Raw genomic sequence first — 18998 nt, 5'->3', positions numbered from 1 at the left:
ATTAACATAGCGCAAATAGTTCCTAACAAAAAAAACCAGCTCCGTAAAATAACGGAACTGGTTTATAAATAATAAGAGTAAGAATTACTTAGATTCTTCTGCTCTCATATCTTTACCTTTAAATTTCTGAGTTTGTAACCCTTTAAGAACCTCGTCTTTAAATGATTTTTCTACTTCAAAGAAAGAGAATTTTTCTAAAATCTCGATTTCACCAATATCTGGTCTTTTTCTTGATTTTTCTGTTGATTTGTTGATGATCTCAAGCATATCAATTTTTTTCAAGTGATCTCTTTTTCCTAAATTAAAGAAAAATCGGACCATATCGCCATTGTTTTTTCTTGGTTTTCTCTCTCGGAATTCTCTGTTTCCACCGTCTCGGTCTCTAGAGTCTCTGTTTCCACCATCACGATCTCTACCAGAATCCCTGCTTCCACTATCTCTGAATCGGTTTCCACTATCTCTTCGGTCTCCACCTCTGTCACGATCTCTTCCTCTTCCATCACGGTCTCTACCACGATCTCTTCCTCTGTCTCCACCTCTATCTTCGCTGAATTTCTGATCAACTAAATCATCTTTATCTTGATAATAAAGAGCCATATCTCTCAATTGCAACTGCAATAATTGGTGTACCAGTTCTTCTTTGCTAAATGCAGACAAATCTGGAATCAACTCGTTGTCGAATTCAACGATATTTTCGTGTTGTGTAAATAGTTTTTCAAATACTCCAGCAACCTGAGCTTCAATAATTTTTTTCCCTGTAGGAATTTTCTTCTCTGTGATTTCAATCTTGGTAGATTGTTTAATCTGCTTTAATTTACGAGATTCTTCTGGTTTAATTAAAGCGATAGATATTCCGTCTTTTCCTGCACGACCTGTTCTACCACTACGGTGAACAAATACTTCAGGGTCATCCGGCAATGAGAAGTGAATAACGTGCGTTAATGAATCAACATCTAAACCTCTAGCAGCAACATCTGTAGCAACTAAAATATCGATATTTTTCAAACGGAATTTTTTCATTACCGTATCACGTTGTGCTTGAGACAAATCACCGTGAAGTGCATCTGCCGCATACCCATTTTGCATCAAAAAGTCAGCGACTTCCTGAGTTTCCATTCGGGTTCTACAAAATAGAATTGAATATTGATTTGGATTTGCATCGATCAATCTCTTCAAAGCTTCTTTTTTGTTTCTGTAACCAACCACGTAATATTCGTGTTTGATATTTTTCTTAACCTCATTCAAAGATCCTACAACAATACGGTGTGGATTCGTCAAATAATTTTTAGAAATTCTTTCGACTTCTTTATTCATCGTTGCCGAGAATAAAAGAGTCTGTTTTGTTTCTGGAGTTTCACGTAGAATTGTTGCCAAGTCTTCTTTGAAACCCATTGATAACATTTCATCAGCTTCATCAAGAACTAACCATTGAATTTCTGAGAAATCAAGGGCTTTTCTGTTGATCAAGTCAATAACCCTACCCGGAGTTCCCACAATAATTTGCGGTTTGTCCCGTAGAGATCTGATTTGATCACTAATACTGCTACCACCATAAACCGCTGTAGTTTTGATGTTTTTCAAGTATTTCGAGTAATTAATAATGTCTTTGGTAATTTGCAAACAAAGTTCTCTGGTTGGACAAAGCACCAATAATTGGATTTTGCGACTCCCGTCGTCAATCATATCCAAAATCGGAAGCGTAAACGCTGCTGTTTTGCCTGTTCCCGTCTGCGCAAGTGCGATTAGATCGCGTGTATCTGTAGAGATAAAAGGAATAGTCTGTTTTTGGATTTCTGTTGGGCTCACAAAGCCCATTTCGCCAATTGCCTTCAAAACTTCAGGACTTAGATTGGTCTCCGTAAATAAATTCATGTAAAAGATCGTCTATAAATTGGGTGCAAAGATACGTTTTTTATTTATGATAATTATATGGCCTGTTTGTTAACTTATCGTTAATTATGAAAATTTCCTAAAATAAATGGAAAAGAACTATTTTTTCATAAATTTGAGCATAATCTATTCCTATGAACCAACAGCTTAAACCAGATACATTACAATTTTTACGAAATTTATCAAAAAATAATAATCGTGAATGGTTTAATGAAAATAAAGAACAATATCTTAAAGCAAAAGAAAATGTTCTGTTATTTGTAGAAGAGCTTATCACAGAAATTGCAACATTCGATGAACAGATTTTAAAAATTGACCCTAAAAAAGCCTTATTCAGAATCTATCGAGACACCCGATTTTCCAAAGATAAGACCCCTTATAAAGCACATTTCGGAGTAAGTCTAGGAATGGGTAAAGGGGATAAAATCTCTGGATACTATCTGCATATTGAACCGGGAAAATCTTTTTTAGCAGGCGGTGTTTACCAACCTGAGCCTAATGTCTTAAAAGAAATCAGAAAGGAAATATCGCTCAATACAACAGATTTCATGACAATTATAAAAAACAAGAATTTTCGAAATAATTTTCGTGGATTAAGTGTAGAAAGTAAATTGAAGCGAATACCTATGGGTTTTGAAAAAGATGATCCCAGCGCTGAGTTTTTAAAACTGAAAAATTATATTGTCACTCATCCGATATCCGATGAGCAAGTTGTAGATAAAAATGCAGTAGAAAACTTTGCTGCAATATTTCAGTTCATCAAACCTTTAAATGATTTCCTGGAATTACCTTTTAGTTAGATTGTTTTTTAGTTGGTCGATTGTTTTCTGAATTTCAGGATCGTTCGGGTGGATAGAATAATACCTGGCAATCTTTCCCGTTTGATCAATCACCATAAAACGTGGAACCCAATTCAAATCGATATAATTGTTGAAATTATTTTTCCAACCTTCATCAAACCAGTAGTTTTCCTGTTCATTAATTTGGTATTTTTCCAATCCTCTTTTCCATTGTTCGTAAGAGCGATCCAATGAAAAATAGATAAAGTCAATCTCTGAATTCGCCTCCTTTAATTCTTTTGTAGCTGGGAGTGCTCGGATACAATCCTGACACCAGCTCGCCCAAAAATCAATAATTAAAATTCTTCCTTCGTGCTTTTTTAAAACTTCGGAAATGGAGATTTTCTTACCCTGTAAGGAAGAGATCTTTTGACTAAGGGCATCTTTTGAAAATTCTTTTTTGTTAATCACAGGAACTTTCTGTGCGTAAATCCCTGTAAAAAATAGAAGTAAGAAGAACTGAATTAGTTTTTTCATTATGATCATATTAATTGAATATGCTGCAAAACCACTTGTAAACATGTAGGTAAAAGCAATTTATTCGATAATTAAAGGTAAATAAAATTCAGCTTACCACTAAAGCAATTACAGTAATCTTCAAAATTTAACATTTAATTAACATATTTTACTATCTTTGTTTTCTTGAATTTGAAAAGCATCTTTATGAACTAGAAATTTACTATCGAATTATATTTTGAATAATCACAACGTAATCACTTAATATATGATGCAGAATTTCGTTTATAAAGAAAACTTAAATATCCTAAACACCAATAACCTATGAGTGTCATTGCTCGTCAAGGTTTTAAATATTCCTTAATTGGATATTTCGGTTTTTTACTGGGAACGATCTCAGCGATTTTCATATTTCCATATGACGTGGAATTCTACGGAAAGCTTCGTTACATAATGCCAACAGCGGAAATGCTTTTGCCTATTGTAGTATTTGGACTTTCCTTTTCTAATGTAAAGTTTTTCTTTCAAAGCAAAAAAGAGGGTAAGCATCAAAATATCTTGTCGCTTTCCACCGTAGGAATCCTGATTAATTTTGTTCTATTTTCTCTTTTATTTTTCCTGTTTTTCCAGATATTTCCTCAATTTAAAAGTTTAGAGCTTTGGAAAATGAAGCGCTTAATTTTACCACTTATTTTAATTATGGCTCTATCTGCTGTTTTTAATAAGTACATCACCAACTTCAAGCGAATTGTTATTCCCAATATTTTTGAAAATATTTTTCCAAAGATCGCAAATTTAGGAGCCTTCTGCCTTTTCTTCTTTTTAGGCGTTTCGGAAAAAGGTTCTTATGGATTCTTTCTTGGAATGTTTGTATTATCTTTTTTTGGATATGTTTTTTATGCCAACAGCTTAGAAAAAATAAAACCTGATTTCAGTACAGACTATCTAAGAAAAGATCAACTATGGAAAGAGATCTTAAATTACAGTTTTTACGGGTTTTTAGGAAATATCGGAAACTATATTGCTTTTCGCGTAGATAATTTTATGATTGGGGAATTCCTAAATTTCGAGGAGAATGGGGTATATAGCATTATCCTGTCGATCCTCTCTTTTATCTTAATTCCGCAAATGGGATTGTATAACATTTCTGCACCCATCATCAATAAAACTATTGCCGAAGGTGAATTTGAAGAACTCGACCGCTTCCATAAAAAAACATCGCTGACTCTATTCTTTTTAGGTACCGTTTTATTTTCATGTATTTTGGTTGGATTCCCTTACCTCAGTACCTTGATTAAAAATGGAGATCAGCTAAGGCAAGCAGAACCCGTAATTTGGATTTTAGGATTTGCAATGATTTTCGACTTGGCTACAGGCTTCAACGGCCATATTATTTCGCTTTCCAAACGTTACCGATTCAATATTGTGGTGATGTTATTTTTAGCAATTACGACCATTGGATTAAACTATCTTTTCTTAACCAAAACAGAGCTAGGAATTATGGGGATCGCAATGGCAACAGCAATTTCATTGAGTTTATTTAATATAATTAAAATTTATTTCAATCACTGGAAATTTAAAGTGTTCCCGCTGACTATTGAGATGATGTATGTTTTAATTATCTGTATGCTGGCCATAACCTTAGCAATTATGTTACCTGAAACAAAAAATAACTTTATCAATCTGTTGTATAAACCTGCATTTGTCCTGATCGTGATCTTCGGTGCAAATCACGTAATGAAAATCTTTCCCCTTGAAGATTATCTAAATAAGAAATTCATTAAAAGTATCTTTAAATTCTAAAGATTTAGAGTAAAGAATGTAAAGTTTCCTCAAGTTCAGCAGTAATTTTATTCTTATTGAATTCTTCCTGAAAATCATACTCCATCGATTGATCATAGGAGTAGAGTTGCTCCTCAATATTTTTACTTTCTGCTATAATAAAGGGATGAGAACTTACGTACCCACCAGGAAAAATAGCAAATTTTCCGTATTTAACCGCATCGCCAATATTTCCCGACATCTTGGTCTTTCCATAAATTTCTTTGTTGCTGAAAAATTCGGTTTCTTTTTGAATCGGACACCATAAAATGCTTGCTTTCATTATAAGATCATCGAAGATTTCAACAGGAACTTTCTCTTCAAAATATCTTAGCGAAATATTTTTAGGGAGTTTTCGTTCCAAATTTTTCAATAAAATCAACTCCTTATTTTCTGCTTTTCCTAAAAATATAAACTGGATACTGGATTTAAGTTTGAATGTCTGAATAGATTCAAAAATATGCTGATAATCCCTCCGATGTTGAGAAACTGTTCCCGGCACAACAACGGTAATAATTGATTTGCTTGGTTTCTTATATTGCTTCAGAAAAAAAACTGGCAATAATTTGAGATTAAATTTTGGACGGTATCTAATTAAACCTTCATCCAGAACCAAAAGATTTTTGGCTTTCTTAAAAACTTCAGGTGCGGAAAGTAAGTCTTCCTTTAACCACAATTTTAGTCGGTATTTAAAATCTTTTTTAAAAATGTTTTTGAAGAGCTGAAAGCGGGAAATATTTACAAAATTAAGGTTATGTATAATCACTGCCGAGTTATAGTTTTCTACGATCTCATTGAATAAATTAAAATACCTATGCACTGTTCCGATAATAACCAGATCATATTTTTTCTGCCTCAACTGATTAAGCAACTCGGTGCTTTCACTGAAAAAAACATTTGACTCGTGTTTTCCTAACTGTGAAATTATCTTTTCAGAAAAATAATAATCAATGCTAAATTGAACGGAATTGCCCATTAAAGTCATGAAATTAGCCGCAATTTCGGCGTGGGTATCCAGTTCTATGTAAGCAATTTTTTTTAACATTATGAACTAAAAAACTTTCTTTCCATTGCTATAAGTTTCTAAAACCTTTGTATCCAAAATCTTTACTTCAGGGACCGTCATCAGATCTTGGTCGACAACGATAAAATCTGCAGATTTCCCTGCCTCTAGACTTCCAATCTCATTTTCCTGGAATGCAGATTTCGCAGCCCAGATCGTCATTCCTCTTATCGCCTGCTCTCTTGTTAAAGCATTTTCTTTTTGAAATCCATTTTCCGGATAATGTTTAGAATCTTTTCTCGCAACAGCGGAATAAAACGTTTTAAGCGGACTAATTTCTTCAACAGGGAAATCTGTCCCCAACGGGAGCCAACCATTCTGCTTCAATAAATCTTCGTAAGCGTACGCATATTTTAATCGGTCTTTTCCTAATCGATCTTCTGCCCAATACATATCCGAAGTCGCGTGTGTTGGCTGAACTGAAGGGATAATTGAATATTTTCCAAACAAATCAAAATCGTTTTTATCGACAATTTGAGCATGCTCTATTCTCCATCTTCTGTTATTCTTAACTCCTAATACGTCACCATAAATTTGCAGAATCGTTCGGTTAGCCGAATCACCAATTGCATGAGTACACATTTGCAAATCACTATTTTTTAATTTCTTAGCTAGATTTTCGAAGTGTGTTCTTTCACTTAAAAGAAATCCTCTCCAATCTTTTTTATCAGAATAATCATGAATCAAATTTGCTCCTCTGGAACCCAAAGCTCCATCTGAATATACCTTAAAGCCACCCACCGTAATATTTTTATTAGTGTATCTCCCCTTTTTAACCCAACGGTCATAATAATCAGGATTATCTTCCATCAAAGCAAACACTTTCATTTCCAATTTATTTTGGGATTGTGCTTTTTCTAAAAGTCCTAAAGTCCTTTCTGTAATTCCACAATCATGGACAGAAGTTAATCCATAAGAAAAACATTCTTTTTGAAGTTCAGAATAATACTGAATCGTCAGTTTATCTTCAATTTCCGGAATATGTTTCTCAACTAAAGACATGGCATTATCTACCAGAATACCAGTCAATTTACCATTCTTCAGCTCAATTTCGCCACCCAATATTTTAGAATCCTTAGTGATACCTGCAATATCCAAAGCTTTTTGATTCACAACTGCAGCGTGCCCATCAATTCTTTTCAAATAAACAGGACGGTTGGGGAACAATTGATCAAGCCGTTCTTTTGTTGGAAATTCTTTAATTGTCCAATCATTTTGATCCCAGCCTCTTCCGAAGATCCATTCTTTTGGTGCTGTCTTCGCATAATCAGTAATTTTATCAAGTATTTCATCCCACGATTTTGTACCCCAAAGTTGGCATTTCCATTTGTCGGTCGCATATCCAGTAAAATGACAATGAGCATCAATCAAACCGGGAAAAATAGTTTTCCCTTTTAGATCTTGAACCTTTGCTGATTTATAATTTTTTAAAATATCAGCAGATTTTCCAATCGCGATAACTTTTCCATTTGAAACCGCCATCGATTCCGCAGTATCAAAGTTTTGATTGACGGTGTAGATCTTCGCATTGTCAATAATGAGATCTACATTTTTTTGCGCAACCATAACGATTGAAAAACACATTGTTAAAATGGAAATGAATTTTTTCATATTTGTTTTTATTTTTTAGTAAACATTTGCTTCCAGCGTAATTTTCTTATGAATTGAATCTCCTCTCTAGATAAATTTCTCTCTCCTTTTTGTTTTAGAAAAGACTTCATGGTGCTAAAAAACTCTGAGATGGACTTGTTTTTCAATGCTGACTTTCCAGATGAAATTATCGTTAAAGGTAAACTTAATCCTATATTAAAAAGATACTGACCTAATTTCTCAGCCTTTTGCTGTTGATATTGATAGGCTGTTGGCCGCAAATGCTTAACCCACAAATCTTTAATGGTTACGATGTCCCAACCATTTTTCTTCGCTAGCATTACATCAATATTATCCCAACCTAAAACCGGACGTAATCCGTTCATATCCAAAAAACATTCTTTACGATACGATTTTATAGGTCCGCGAACATGATTCTTAGAAGATATATCTTCAAATTTCCACTGATGCTTTTCGTCTTTAAAATCAAAGGCTAAAGCTTTTTCATGAATCGATTTTTTAATTCGGACGAGTCCGGAGACCATTCCCGAATTTAAATTGGTTTCATAAACTTCTTTAACTTTCAATAAATAATCCACTGGAAAAATAATATCTCCATCAAACTTACAGATGATATCAAAATCTTTTAAATCTACAGATTCTAAGCCTTTATTAAAAGTGCGAACGACTTTTGCGCCAGGTTCATGCTGAGATAAATCTAAATTGAGTATTTTAAATTTATTATTTTCACCAATAAATTCTTCGACAATCTGTTGAGTTTTGTCCGTAGAACCATCATTGACAACGGCACAGAAAAAATTCTGAAACTTCTGCTGATCCAAAGACTTCAAAGTGAAAAGAATATTTTTTTCTTCGTTATGCGCAGGAATGATAATAAGGAATTTCACTGTATTACTTAATTTTTTTTGAACTATTTTTAATGTGCTTCCAGCCAGTTATCTCCTACTCCAACTTCTACTAATAAAGGAACCGTGGTTTCATATGCCGATTCCATTTCTTTTTTAATTAAAGCTTTTACCTTTTCCAGTTCCTCTTCGGGCGCTTCGAACACCAATTCATCATGAACTTGAAGAAGCATCTTAGTTTTTAAATTCTGTTCAGTTAATTGCTCATCAATTCTAATCATTGCTAACTTGATCACATCGGCAGCACTTCCTTGAATTGGAGCATTAACAGCGTTTCTTTCTGCGTGCGCTTTCACTACAAAATTGGCAGAATTAATATCTTTCAAATGTCTTTTACGATGTAAGATAGTTTCTACATAACCCATTTCCTGCGCTTTCACGACCTGATTCGCCATGTACTTTTTCAAATTCGGATAGGTTTCGAAATAAGATTCAATCATTTCCTTGGCTTCTTTTCTCGAAAGGCCAGTTTGTTCTGCTAAAGCAAAAGCGCCTTGCCCATACAAAATACCGAAGTTTACTGTTTTTGCTTGAGATCTTTGGGTTTTGGTTACTTCTTCTAAAGGGATATTAAATAATTTTGAAGCTGTTGAAGCGTGAATATCTTCGCCATTCTGAAAGGCTTTGATCATATTCTCTTCTTCCGAAATCGCAGCAATTAAACGCAATTCAATTTGAGAATAATCCGCCGCAATCAATTTATTTCCAGGATTAGCAACAAAAGCACCTCGAATCTGCTGTCCACGCAAAGTTCTGATCGGAATATTCTGCAGATTCGGATTCACACTTGCCAGGCGTCCTGTTGCTGCGGTTGTCTGCGAGAAATTGGTATGAACTCGATGATCATCTTTGTCTATTTGAAGCGGTAAAGCATCAACATAGGTCGATTTTAATTTCTGATACGTTCGATATTCTAAAATATGCTGAATAATTTCGTGTTTAGAGGAAAGTTTCTGTAAAATATCTTCCGAGGTTGCATACTGACCGGATTTCGTCTTTTTTGCTTTTGGATCCAGCTGCATTTTCTCAAAAAGAACTTCGCCCAATTGTTTAGGTGAGTTCATATTAAACTCTTCACCAGATAATTCGAAAATGGTTTTTTCAAGGCTACGCAGATCATTTTCTAAATCAATACTTTCCTGTGCTAACCATTTTTTATCGAGGGAAATCCCCTCCAGTTCCATTTTGGCCAGAACTTTCATTAAAGGCATTTCAACTTTAAAAAATAAATCCTCCAGATTTTCAATTTTTAATTGAGGTGCAAAAAGCTGATACAATTGAAAAGTAAGATCAGCATCTTCTGCAGAAAACTGAGTTTGCTCTTCGATAGAAAGCGTTTCAAAACTTCCCTGATTTTTACCTTTTTTACCAATCAAAGATTCCAACGCAATTGGCTTGTAATTAAGGAACATCTCTGCGAGATATTCCATCGTATGTCTGCCCTCAGGATTCATTAAATAATGGGCCACCATGGTATCGAAAATCGCACCTTCAATTTGGATTCCGTATAATTTCAATACTTTGTAATCAACTTTGAGATTGTGGCTAATTTTAACAATATCCTTCTTTTCAAAAAACACACGGAATATTTCTAAAGTTTCCAAAGTTTTCTCTCTGACTTTTGACAATGGAACATAATATGCCAAACCTTTTTTATAGGAAAAACTCATCCCAACCATTTCAGCTTCCATTTCATCCATAGAAGTCAATTTGATATCAAAAGCGACTGCATTTTGAGAAATTAAATTTTTTGCTAAAATGTGTTGTGCTTTCGCCGAATCAATAAATTGATAAAGATGATCATTATCAGAAACCGTTTCTTTAGTAGTTGTAGCTTGGTCTAATTCTTCAAAGTTGGCAAACAAATCCAATTGCATGGTTTGACCACTACCCTTTGCAGGTTGAGGGTTGGAAAGGGATGGTTTACTAGTAGAATTTACAGTTTCAGTCGTTGGAGCAAAAGCACGGTATAAATTTTCATATAAACGTCGGAATTCAATTTCGTCAAAAACTGCTTTCACTTTTTCGAAATCCGGCGTGTCTAAATCATACTGTTCCTGATGAAATTCAATTGGCGCGTCACAAATAATGGTGGCTAATTTTTTCGACAGAATTCCACGTTCTGCCGAATTCTCTACCTTCTCTTTCAGCTTCCCTTTTAAATCAGCGATATTTGCCAAAAGGTTTTCGATGCTGCCATATTCTTTTAAAAATTTCTTAGCGGTTTTTTCACCAACACCTTCCAAGCCGGGAATATTATCAACAGCGTCACCCATCATGGCCAGGAAATCAATAACTTGTTTTGGGTCTTCGATCTCATATTTCGCTTTGACTTCTTCCACGCCTAGAATTTCAAATTCAGCCCCTTTTAAACCTGGTTTATAAATCTTCACTTTGTTTGTCACCAATTGTGCAAAATCTTTATCTGGGGTAACCATGAAAGTTTGGTAACCTTCCTTCTCTGCTTTCACAGAAAGAGTTCCGATCAAATCATCCGCTTCATAACCTTCCAAACCTAAAATAGGAACATGCATTGCCTCTAAGATTCTATGAATATAAGGAATAGCTAATTTAATTGCTTCAGGAGTTTCATTTCTGTTTGCTTTGTAATCGGCAAAATCAGCGGTTCTGACACTTGCTTGTCCCACGTCAAAAACCACTGCCAAATGCGTAGGTTTTTCACGACGAATCAATTCAATTAAAGAATTGGTAAAACCAAAAATTGCGGAGGTATCAATTCCGGTACTTGTGATACGTGGACTTCTTATTAATGCGTAATATCCACGGAAGATCATCGCATAGGCATCAATAAGGAAAAGCCTTTTATCGTTATTATCTGACATAGAAGCAAAGATATAAAAAAGATAGAAGCAGTCACGCCGTCAACCTACATTTTGACAGAAGTTCAACCACCTCAGATAAAACTTAAAGAAAGAAGTGCAGAATTTTAATTATTCTGTTTATATATTACCTTTAAAGCAAGAGTGGCGAAAAAACCCCCGATCAAGAATCCCATGGCAGCACCCATTAAAATATCAAAGGGAAAATGTACCCCTAAATAAATACGGCTGTAAGAAACAACTGCTGCCCAAATGAATAGAAAGTAAGGCAACCATTTGTATTTTTTGTAGAGTAACAAACTCATAAAATTAGCAATAAAGAAAGTATTGGAAGCGTGACCGGAGTAAAACCCGAATTGGCCTCCACATTTTACAGATCGCATTATTGCCATCAGTGTTTCATCATGACAAGGCCGATAACGGGCAATACCTGTTTTAAAAATACTTGCTAATTGGTCCGATACTGTAACTCCCAATGCAATAAAGATTATAATAAAAAATAAACTCCGAGGTTTGAAGTTTTTAAATAGTAAAAAAAGAAAAATCACGTAAAGCGGAATCCATATCCATGTAGAGGAGATTAAAATCCAAAATTGGTCAAAAGACTGACTTCCCAGATTATTGAGAAAAAGAAATACACTTTTGTCTTCCTGAATAAATTCGTCCATTTTAACGACTTACCGGTCCTTCATGAGAATCATTTTCTGCCATATTAACTTTGGGCTGATCCTCTTGAATAAATTTTTGCTTGTCAAGATCTGCCATAGGATTAAAATCCTGCGCAGCCTGCTTAACTTTGTCGATTTCCCTCTTGATTTCAGATATTGGATTATCGGTTTCTTTTAGAATTTCGGTTTTCACATCTTCCATGGCGCCACGCATTTTGCGCACTCCCTGTCCTAAATCGCGCGCAATCTGCGGCAATTTGTCAGGACCAAACAAGACTACGATTGCTACAGCAATCAACAACATTTCACCTAGACTTAATTCCATGTCGTAAAATTACAAAAGATTATGTTATGGATTTTCATTTTTAAATTAAATTCTTCTTAAAAGTTTGTTTGAAATAGCCAAGACCATTTTTTACCATAAAATTAGTTGAAAGTAAAATAATGGCTAATCAGAATTTACACTTTTTCCATTTTTGAATCCATTCTTACAGATTCTTTTTTCTGGGGAAAAGCCGATAAACCAAAAGCACACTGATTGCCATCAAGACAAATCCAAGGAAAAATGGTGCTCCTGCAAATTTGAACGGAGCAGAATCATGTGTAAAATAATAAAACGTATTTGTCATTAACGGAGGACCTATAATTGCAGTAAAACTGATCAAACTTGCCAAGGCTCCCTGCAATTCTCCCTGTTCGTTTTTTGGAACCTGCGCAGATATTACGGATTGTAATGCTGGACCTGCAATACCACCTAAACCGTAAGGAACCAGAAATGCAAACATCATCCAACTTTCACTGGCGAAAGCAAAGAGAATCATTCCGACCGCATAAAGCGATAATCCGTAAACGATGGTTCTTTCATTACCCAGTCTGGGTTGTATTAACCGGATCAAATAACCCTGCACGAATGCCGCCATCAAGCCCACGACCCCTAAGGAAAGTCCAACTACTTTTTCGCTCCAGCCAAATTTATACATGGTGAAGAAAGTCCAGTTGGTCTGCACCGCATGACCGGCGATGTAAACCAGAACCAAAGTTGAAATTAGCCCTAAAATCTCGGGGTGCTTACGAAGTTGCATTAAAGAACCAATCGGGTTTGCACGCCTCCAATCGAAAGGCCGACGGTGTTCTTTGTCAAGGCTTTCTGGAAGGATAAAATAACCATATAAAAAGTTAACTAAACACAATATAGAAGCTGCATAAAATGGTACGCGCGCGCCGTATTGGCCCAAGAAACCACCAATTACAGGCCCTACTATAAATCCTACACCAAAAGCGGCTCCAATCATACCAAAGTTTTTCGCACGGTCTTCATCATTAGAAATGTCTGCAATATAAGCACTGGCTGTGGTGATACTGGCACCGGTAATGCCAGAAAAAATACGCCCGACAAAGAGCCAAAAGATTGTTGGAGCTATTGCTTGAATAAAAAAATTAATGGAGAATCCCAATAATGAAAACAGAATAATTGGCCGACGACCAAATTTGTCACTAAGTCCTCCTAAAACAGAAGCAAAAATAAACTGCGTTCCCGCATAAGCGAAACTGATCCAGCCACCATACTGTGCAGCAACACTTAGATCGGTACTGCCAATAAGTTCTTCAATCAGTTTTGGAATAACAGGTATCACAATTCCCCACCCGGTAATATCGATCAGGAGCGTAATAAAAATAAAACCGACTGCGGCAGATTTTTGCTTTTTTTTCATGGCGACTGTAAAGATAGTTTTTTGGTCGGTTTTTAAAAAGACCTTCTTAGGTGTTTTGTTGCAGTTTTTAGATGATCACTAAATCTACTCCTGGTAAAGACGAATTCTTATCAATATTTATTCCAAAACCAGACTAACTGTACCATCTGCAGGACAGATAAAAGAATAGATTTTGGCTAGTGAAATTGTGGTGGGAAATTTCACATTTTGTTGAATCGCTCTTTATATTGAAAAAAAAAATATTGTTTTATTGAATGATTTTGTTTGAAAGCCTGGTTTGCAGCCCGACTTGAGCGGAGCTCTTTTTTGTGGAACGGCGTGAAACAGAAAAAGCGGGAGCGGAAGGCGGATCAAGCTGCCAAATAAAAACGACTGGACTAAAATCTTAAACGAAAAAATGTCCCTCTTTAGAAGGACATTTCGTATTATTTAAAATAATTACTTTTTAGTTCTTTTGTCAATTACTTCTACATCTACGGATGTTCTGCCATGTAATTTTTCTTCAGATTCTTTTCCCTTTCCTTTTAAGAAATCGTAAGCGATTGCCGAAGAAACAAATATGGATGAATACGTACCAAAAGCAATACCAAGTAATAAGGCAAACATAAATCCTCTTAGGTTTTCCCCACCAAATATAAAGATGGCTAAGATTACCAAGATGGTTGTAAATGAGGTATTAAACGTTCTACCTAAAGTACTGGAAATAGAATCATCAAATAATCCTGCCAACGTTAGTGATTTCTTCTCTCTTAGATATTCCCGGATCCGGTCAAATACAATCACGGTATCATTAATGGAATAACCGAGAACGGTTAGAATCGCAGCAATAAAATCCTGATTAATTTCCATATTAAACGGCATGTATTTATGCAGTAAGGAATAAACCCCCAGAATAATTATGGCATCATGTGCCAGTCCTACAACCGCTCCCAAGGAGAATTGCCATTTGGTAAACCTTATTAAGATGTAAAGGAAAATCCCTGCTAAGGCCGCAATTACGGCGAACATACCCCCTCTCTGAATATCATCTGCTACGGTTGGTCCTACTTTCGTAGAAGATATAATTCCAGCGTGAGATTCATCTGCAGCTTTAAATTGTTGTAAAGTAAGTCCTGCTGGAAGATTGGATTTTAAACCATCATATAATTTCTGCTCAATTGTTTGATCGGCTTTTAATGATTCGTCATTAATTAAGTAATCTGTAGATATTTTCAGTTGATTACCTGTTCCAAAGGTTTTGGCCTCGACTGCAGATAATTTACCATCTTCGGTCGCAAACATTTTGATCAAGTCTTTTTCTGTTTTATCAGCATCAATAGGCTTATCGAATTTCACGACGTAGTTTCTACCACCCGTAAAGTCAATACCATATTTGAATCCGTTTACATAGATTGAAATGATACTGGCTACTGTTAAGAAAGCAGAGATCATGTAGGCATATTTTCTTTTTCCAATAAAATCAATCCAAACATTTCTGAATAAATTTTTTGTTAAAGGCGTCCAAACTGAAAGTCCTTTACCTTTATTCAATCTAGAGAAAATCATCACTCTTGATAACAATACAGAAGTAAAGAAAGTCATCAAAATACCGATGACCAATGTTACCGCAAATCCTTTAATTGGTCCTGTTCCGAAAATATACAAAACAATTGCAGTCAAAATCGTTGTTGAGTGACCATCAATAATTGCAGAAAGTGCATGTTTGAAACCGTCTTTGTAGGCTTCCAGAATATTTTTACCCGCGAAGAGTTCTTCTTTGGTCCGTTCATAAATAATTACGTTGGTATCCACCGCCATCGCCATCGAGAGCACAATACCTGCGATACCAGGCAAAGTTAAAGTAGCATCTACAGAATCCATGATTCCGAAGATGTAAAACAAGTTGATCACCATGGCGATTACTGCATAAACTCCAGCACCACCGTAGTAGAAAATGATATAGGCAACGATAACCAAGAAAGCGATTAAGAATGAAAGCATACCCGCATCAATTGATTGTTGTCCTAATGAAGGTCCTACAACATCTGCCTGAACGATTTTGGCACTTGCAGGAAGTTTACCTGCACCAAGAACATTTACTAAATCCTGCGCTTCTTCCTGAGAAAAGTTTCCGGAGATCTGTGTCATACCGTTTGGAATTTCGTTAACCACATTTGGTGCAGTATAAACTACATTGTCCAAAGTAACGGCTACGGATTTGTTCACGTTTTTAGCGGTCATTGCTTTCCACTCTTTAGAACCTTTAGAGTCCATTTGCATGTCTACTACAACTCTACCAAGTTCGTCATAGTTTACTCTCGCAGATTCAACTGCACCGTCAACCGGCGCTTTTTGGTTGATGTTTCCACGAATTGCATAAAGAACTAAATTATTTGGATCGGTAGATTCCGGCTTGTAACCCCACATGAAATGGGTATATTTAATGTTCGCAGGGCGAAGGTCTTTTGCAATTTTAGAATTTAAAATTTTATTTATAGCCGCCGTATCTGAAAGTTTAATGTTTCCTACTCCACTTGATCTCAAAGAGTTCAACTGAAGCATATTCATTAAATTAGCATTTTTAGCAACACCAATAGAATCAGCTTTTAATGGAACAATAGTTGATAATTGCTCTAAGTAAGGAATCACTTCCTGAACGGTCTGCACTTCCCAAAACTGCAGTTTCGCAGAAGTTGCCAGCATTTTCTTTACACGGTCGATATCTTTACTACCAGGCATTTCTACAGAAATTCTTCCGGTTCCTGGCACACGCTGAACATTTGGTTGGGTTACCCCCATTTTATCAATACGTGTTCTGATCACTTCATAAGCAGCTCCTTCTGAAGCGTTTATTTTTCGTCGAATAATATTTCTAACCTCCTCATCCGAGGTATTGAATTTAATTTCCGTAAGATTGGTATTTCCGAAAAGTTCGGGATCAGCAAGTTTCAGGTTGGTTCCTTTTTCTTTATTTACTGCATCGAATTCCTTAAAGAAATTATCGATATAAGTTCCCGAAGCAGTTTTCTGTGCTTTTTCGGTTCGTTCCAGTGCTTCCAGAAGAATTGGATTGGTAGAATATTGCGTTAAATCATTTACCAAATCTCTTTGGTTAATTTCCAAAAGAACGTTAATCCCTCCTTTTAGATCCAGACCCAACTTCATTTCTCTTTCTTTTGCTCTGGAATAATACAATTTTGTAAATCCGAGATTCAGAGTATCTTTCGAAAGTCGCGCCATTTCTTCCTGATATTTCACGGGGTTATCTCCCGAAATAGCAGTGGCTTGTCTCTCAATTTTACCAGCATACCATGTTGGTAACAATTCATTAAGACAAATAAGTCCCAGAATAACCGCAACTAGCGTAATAAGTCCTTTTCCTTGCATTGTTAATAGTTTACAACATTAAAATTATAGTCGGCAAATATAATGATTTTGACTATAATTAAGAATTATTTAACAACTGATTTTTAAATTTTAGTAATACATGTCCTTGATCACCCTTCATTATCGATAAAAAGTCAGACTTTTAGGTGCATTATCTTTAAGAATTTAACCAAATTAAACTAACGAAGTATTACCTATTATTTTATATCGTCTAGAATAGCTTTATGATATAATGGTATCTATCAGACATTACAGGCGAATTGCACAATAATTGATATAAGATACTTACTAAACAAATCACATTCAAATAATTATGGAAAACGAAGAAATAAAATACGCAAAGTTACGAGGAAAAACGGTGGTTATTACGGGCGGAACCAGTGGTGTAGGAAGAGCCGCTGCAGAAGCATTTGCCTTGGAAGGTTGTAATATTGTAGTTGCTGCCAGAGGTAAAGAGGGTTTGGATAAGACCGTTTCTTTATGTCACGATTTAGGAGTTATTGCTTTAGGAGTTCAGACTGATGTTTCTGATATAGAGCAGGTAAAGCATTTAGCAGAACAGGCTTTGCAATTTAATGGCAGAATCGATATATGGATCAATAATGCAGGAGTGATGGCTAGCGGAAAGTTTGAGGATATTCCTGCAGAAACAATGGATCAAGTGGTTAAAACAAACTTACTTGGTTACTTACATGGGGCACATACTGCCATTCCCATATTTAAAAAACAGCAGGGAGGAATTCTTATTAATAATGTATCTATTGGAGGATGGATGCCTGCACCCTATTCCACTGCCTACTCAAGTACCAAATTTGGAATTCGAGGAATGGTCGAAGGATTGCAGGGGGAACTATCAAACGAGCCCAACATTCATGTAGTAGGATTATATCCTGCAATCCAAAGATCAACAGGCAATCTACATTCTGCCAAGTATTCGGGGTTAGATTTTAAAATTCCTCCTTTTTCTGTAGACCCACGTGCATTAGCCGCACACATGGTCAAAGCAGCTAAAAATCCAAAAAAAAGTATTATTACAGATGGCTACGCCAAAGTAATGAAAACCATGTATGGTTTGTTTCCGAACACCATCATTAACACTGCTTCTGCAGTTTTAAGAATGGCAATGAAACGAAACGCCGATACGAATACCGATGGTAACGTTTTACACGCATCAAAAGATCCAATGCGAATCTATGGTGAATTAGCGCTGCCAATTCCTTCTAAAAAAACCAAAACAGTGATGATGATGGTTGCCGGAATTGCTGTAGGATTCCTTCTTACAAAATCGAAAAAGAAATAAATTATTGAAACCTATATAAAACCAAAAAAGCAAGAAATTAATTTCTTGCTTTTTTGGTTTTTGTTACCATTTATTATTTCATTGACTTTGTAAATCTCATCATTGTAACATCATTCATCAACAATTCTAATTTTCCGTCATTAGTTATTCTATAAGAGGTAACTTCTTTCATCGTTTTTAGGAAAACCTGTTCTCCTTCGCCACAATATCTCATCGTAGTTGCACTTGGTGTTGCGAAAGACATCATCATCCCTTTCATTGTATATTCTGTATTATAACCATTACAACTTGTTGTTCCGGTTACTGTTTTGGTATCTTCATTAAATTTAATCATGGGCTTATCATCTGGATATAGACCCTGAAATGCGATTCGTGGCCCAGTGATATATTCCAATTCCCAAGAATTGCTGTAAAGTTTACTGCTGTCACCTTTCATTGTGGACATGCAAGAAACCAAGAATAATGAAATTAATGCCAGTAAAAATAAGGTTTGTTTTTTCATAATAATTTTAATTTAATAATTGTAT

At 35.5% G+C, this 18998-nt stretch carries 14 protein-coding genes; 3 read left to right on the top strand and 11 right to left on the bottom strand.

Annotated elements, in window-relative coordinates; genetic code table 11:
- Nucleotides 1-84: 84 nt before the first annotated feature.
- Complete coding sequence (locus FNJ88_RS12420; protein WP_143853551.1) at nucleotides 85-1872, bottom strand: DEAD/DEAH box helicase; 1788 nt, start codon at nucleotides 1870-1872, stop codon at nucleotides 85-87.
- 152 nt (nucleotides 1873-2024) lie between these two features.
- Between FNJ88_RS12420 and FNJ88_RS12415 the strand changes: the two genes are divergently transcribed.
- The gene (locus FNJ88_RS12415) at nucleotides 2025-2690 is read left to right on the top strand and encodes a DUF2461 domain-containing protein (RefSeq protein ID WP_143853550.1); all 666 of its coding nucleotides are present in this window, start codon (nucleotides 2025-2027) and stop codon (nucleotides 2688-2690) included.
- On the opposite strand, the gene FNJ88_RS12410 is transcribed toward FNJ88_RS12415, so the two are convergent.
- Nucleotides 2676-3206, bottom strand: a complete 531-nt coding sequence (locus FNJ88_RS12410; protein WP_143853549.1) for a TlpA family protein disulfide reductase — start codon at nucleotides 3204-3206, stop codon at nucleotides 2676-2678. The genes FNJ88_RS12415 and FNJ88_RS12410 overlap by 15 nt on opposite strands.
- A 303-nt stretch (nucleotides 3207-3509) precedes the next feature.
- Between FNJ88_RS12410 and FNJ88_RS12405 the strand changes: the two genes are divergently transcribed.
- Nucleotides 3510-4988: a lipopolysaccharide biosynthesis protein gene (locus tag FNJ88_RS12405; RefSeq protein ID WP_143853548.1), complete on the top strand. Its 1479-nt coding sequence runs from the start codon at nucleotides 3510-3512 to the stop codon at nucleotides 4986-4988.
- 4 nt (nucleotides 4989-4992) lie between these two features.
- On the opposite strand, the gene FNJ88_RS12400 is transcribed toward FNJ88_RS12405, so the two are convergent.
- The 8 genes from FNJ88_RS12400 to secD all read right to left on the bottom strand — a co-directional run bounded on the left by FNJ88_RS12400 (nucleotide 4993) and on the right by secD (nucleotide 17171).
- A complete protein-coding gene (locus FNJ88_RS12400) occupies nucleotides 4993-6051 on the bottom strand; it encodes a hypothetical protein (protein WP_143853547.1) in 1059 nt (352 codons plus the stop codon).
- Between the two features lie 6 nt (nucleotides 6052-6057).
- Nucleotides 6058-7680, bottom strand: a complete 1623-nt coding sequence (locus tag FNJ88_RS12395) for an amidohydrolase (protein ID WP_143853546.1) — start codon at nucleotides 7678-7680, stop codon at nucleotides 6058-6060.
- 8 nt (nucleotides 7681-7688) lie between these two features.
- On the bottom strand, nucleotides 7689-8567 hold the full coding sequence (locus tag FNJ88_RS12390; RefSeq protein ID WP_143853545.1) for a glycosyltransferase family 2 protein: 879 nt from the start codon (nucleotides 8565-8567) through the stop codon (nucleotides 7689-7691).
- A 29-nt stretch (nucleotides 8568-8596) separates the two neighbouring features.
- Nucleotides 8597-11428, bottom strand: a complete 2832-nt coding sequence (gene polA, locus FNJ88_RS12385) for a DNA polymerase I (RefSeq protein ID WP_143853544.1) — start codon at nucleotides 11426-11428, stop codon at nucleotides 8597-8599.
- Nucleotides 11429-11532: 104 nt separating this feature from the next.
- Entirely contained in the window at nucleotides 11533-12093 is a 561-nt protein-coding gene (locus FNJ88_RS12380) for a phosphatase PAP2 family protein (RefSeq protein WP_143853543.1), read from the bottom strand.
- Between the two features lies 1 nt (nucleotide 12094).
- Entirely contained in the window at nucleotides 12095-12418 is a 324-nt protein-coding gene (locus FNJ88_RS12375) for a twin-arginine translocase TatA/TatE family subunit (RefSeq protein WP_143853542.1), read from the bottom strand.
- Between the two features lie 163 nt (nucleotides 12419-12581).
- Nucleotides 12582-13805, bottom strand: a complete 1224-nt coding sequence (locus FNJ88_RS12370) for a TCR/Tet family MFS transporter (RefSeq protein ID WP_143853541.1) — start codon at nucleotides 13803-13805, stop codon at nucleotides 12582-12584.
- A 438-nt stretch (nucleotides 13806-14243) separates the two neighbouring features.
- Entirely contained in the window at nucleotides 14244-17171 is a 2928-nt protein-coding gene (gene secD / locus FNJ88_RS12365) for a protein translocase subunit SecD (RefSeq protein ID WP_143853540.1), read from the bottom strand.
- 313 nt (nucleotides 17172-17484) lie between these two features.
- Here secD and FNJ88_RS12360 point away from each other — a divergent pair, with 313 nt between their 5' ends.
- Nucleotides 17485-18471: an SDR family oxidoreductase gene (locus FNJ88_RS12360; protein ID WP_143853539.1), complete on the top strand. Its 987-nt coding sequence runs from the start codon at nucleotides 17485-17487 to the stop codon at nucleotides 18469-18471.
- Between the two features lie 73 nt (nucleotides 18472-18544).
- On the opposite strand, the gene FNJ88_RS12355 is transcribed toward FNJ88_RS12360, so the two are convergent.
- Complete coding sequence (locus FNJ88_RS12355; RefSeq protein ID WP_143853538.1) at nucleotides 18545-18973, bottom strand: META domain-containing protein; 429 nt, start codon at nucleotides 18971-18973, stop codon at nucleotides 18545-18547.
- Nucleotides 18974-18998: the final 25 nt, after the last annotated feature.

Origin of the sequence: Chryseobacterium sp. SNU WT5, from assembly GCF_007362475.1 — a bacterium.
Classification (GTDB): Bacteria; Bacteroidota; Bacteroidia; order Flavobacteriales; family Weeksellaceae; genus Kaistella.
Note: the sequence above shows the minus strand (reverse complement) of the source record. Positions and strands in the feature narration are given on the sequence as shown.

Excerpts from the sequence above, each read along its gene's own strand:
- FNJ88_RS12420 (WP_143853551.1), bottom strand. The coding sequence starts at position 1,872 with ATGAATTTATTTACGGAGACCAATCTAAGTCCTGAAGTTTTGAAGGCA.
- FNJ88_RS12415 (WP_143853550.1), top strand. The coding sequence starts at position 2,025 with ATGAACCAACAGCTTAAACCAGATACATTACAATTTTTACGAAATTTA.
- FNJ88_RS12410 (WP_143853549.1), bottom strand. The coding sequence starts at position 3,206 with ATGAAAAAACTAATTCAGTTCTTCTTACTTCTATTTTTTACAGGGATT.
- FNJ88_RS12405 (WP_143853548.1), top strand. The coding sequence starts at position 3,510 with ATGAGTGTCATTGCTCGTCAAGGTTTTAAATATTCCTTAATTGGATAT.
- FNJ88_RS12400 (WP_143853547.1), bottom strand. The coding sequence starts at position 6,051 with ATGTTAAAAAAAATTGCTTACATAGAACTGGATACCCACGCCGAAATT.
- FNJ88_RS12395 (WP_143853546.1), bottom strand. The coding sequence starts at position 7,680 with ATGAAAAAATTCATTTCCATTTTAACAATGTGTTTTTCAATCGTTATG.
- polA (WP_143853544.1), bottom strand. The coding sequence starts at position 11,428 with ATGTCAGATAATAACGATAAAAGGCTTTTCCTTATTGATGCCTATGCG.
- FNJ88_RS12380 (WP_143853543.1), bottom strand. The coding sequence starts at position 12,093 with ATGGACGAATTTATTCAGGAAGACAAAAGTGTATTTCTTTTTCTCAAT.
- FNJ88_RS12375 (WP_143853542.1), bottom strand. The coding sequence starts at position 12,418 with ATGGAATTAAGTCTAGGTGAAATGTTGTTGATTGCTGTAGCAATCGTA.
- FNJ88_RS12370 (WP_143853541.1), bottom strand. The coding sequence starts at position 13,805 with ATGAAAAAAAAGCAAAAATCTGCCGCAGTCGGTTTTATTTTTATTACG.
- secD (WP_143853540.1), bottom strand. The coding sequence starts at position 17,171 with ATGCAAGGAAAAGGACTTATTACGCTAGTTGCGGTTATTCTGGGACTT.
- FNJ88_RS12360 (WP_143853539.1), top strand. The coding sequence starts at position 17,485 with ATGGAAAACGAAGAAATAAAATACGCAAAGTTACGAGGAAAAACGGTG.
- FNJ88_RS12355 (WP_143853538.1), bottom strand. The coding sequence starts at position 18,973 with ATGAAAAAACAAACCTTATTTTTACTGGCATTAATTTCATTATTCTTG.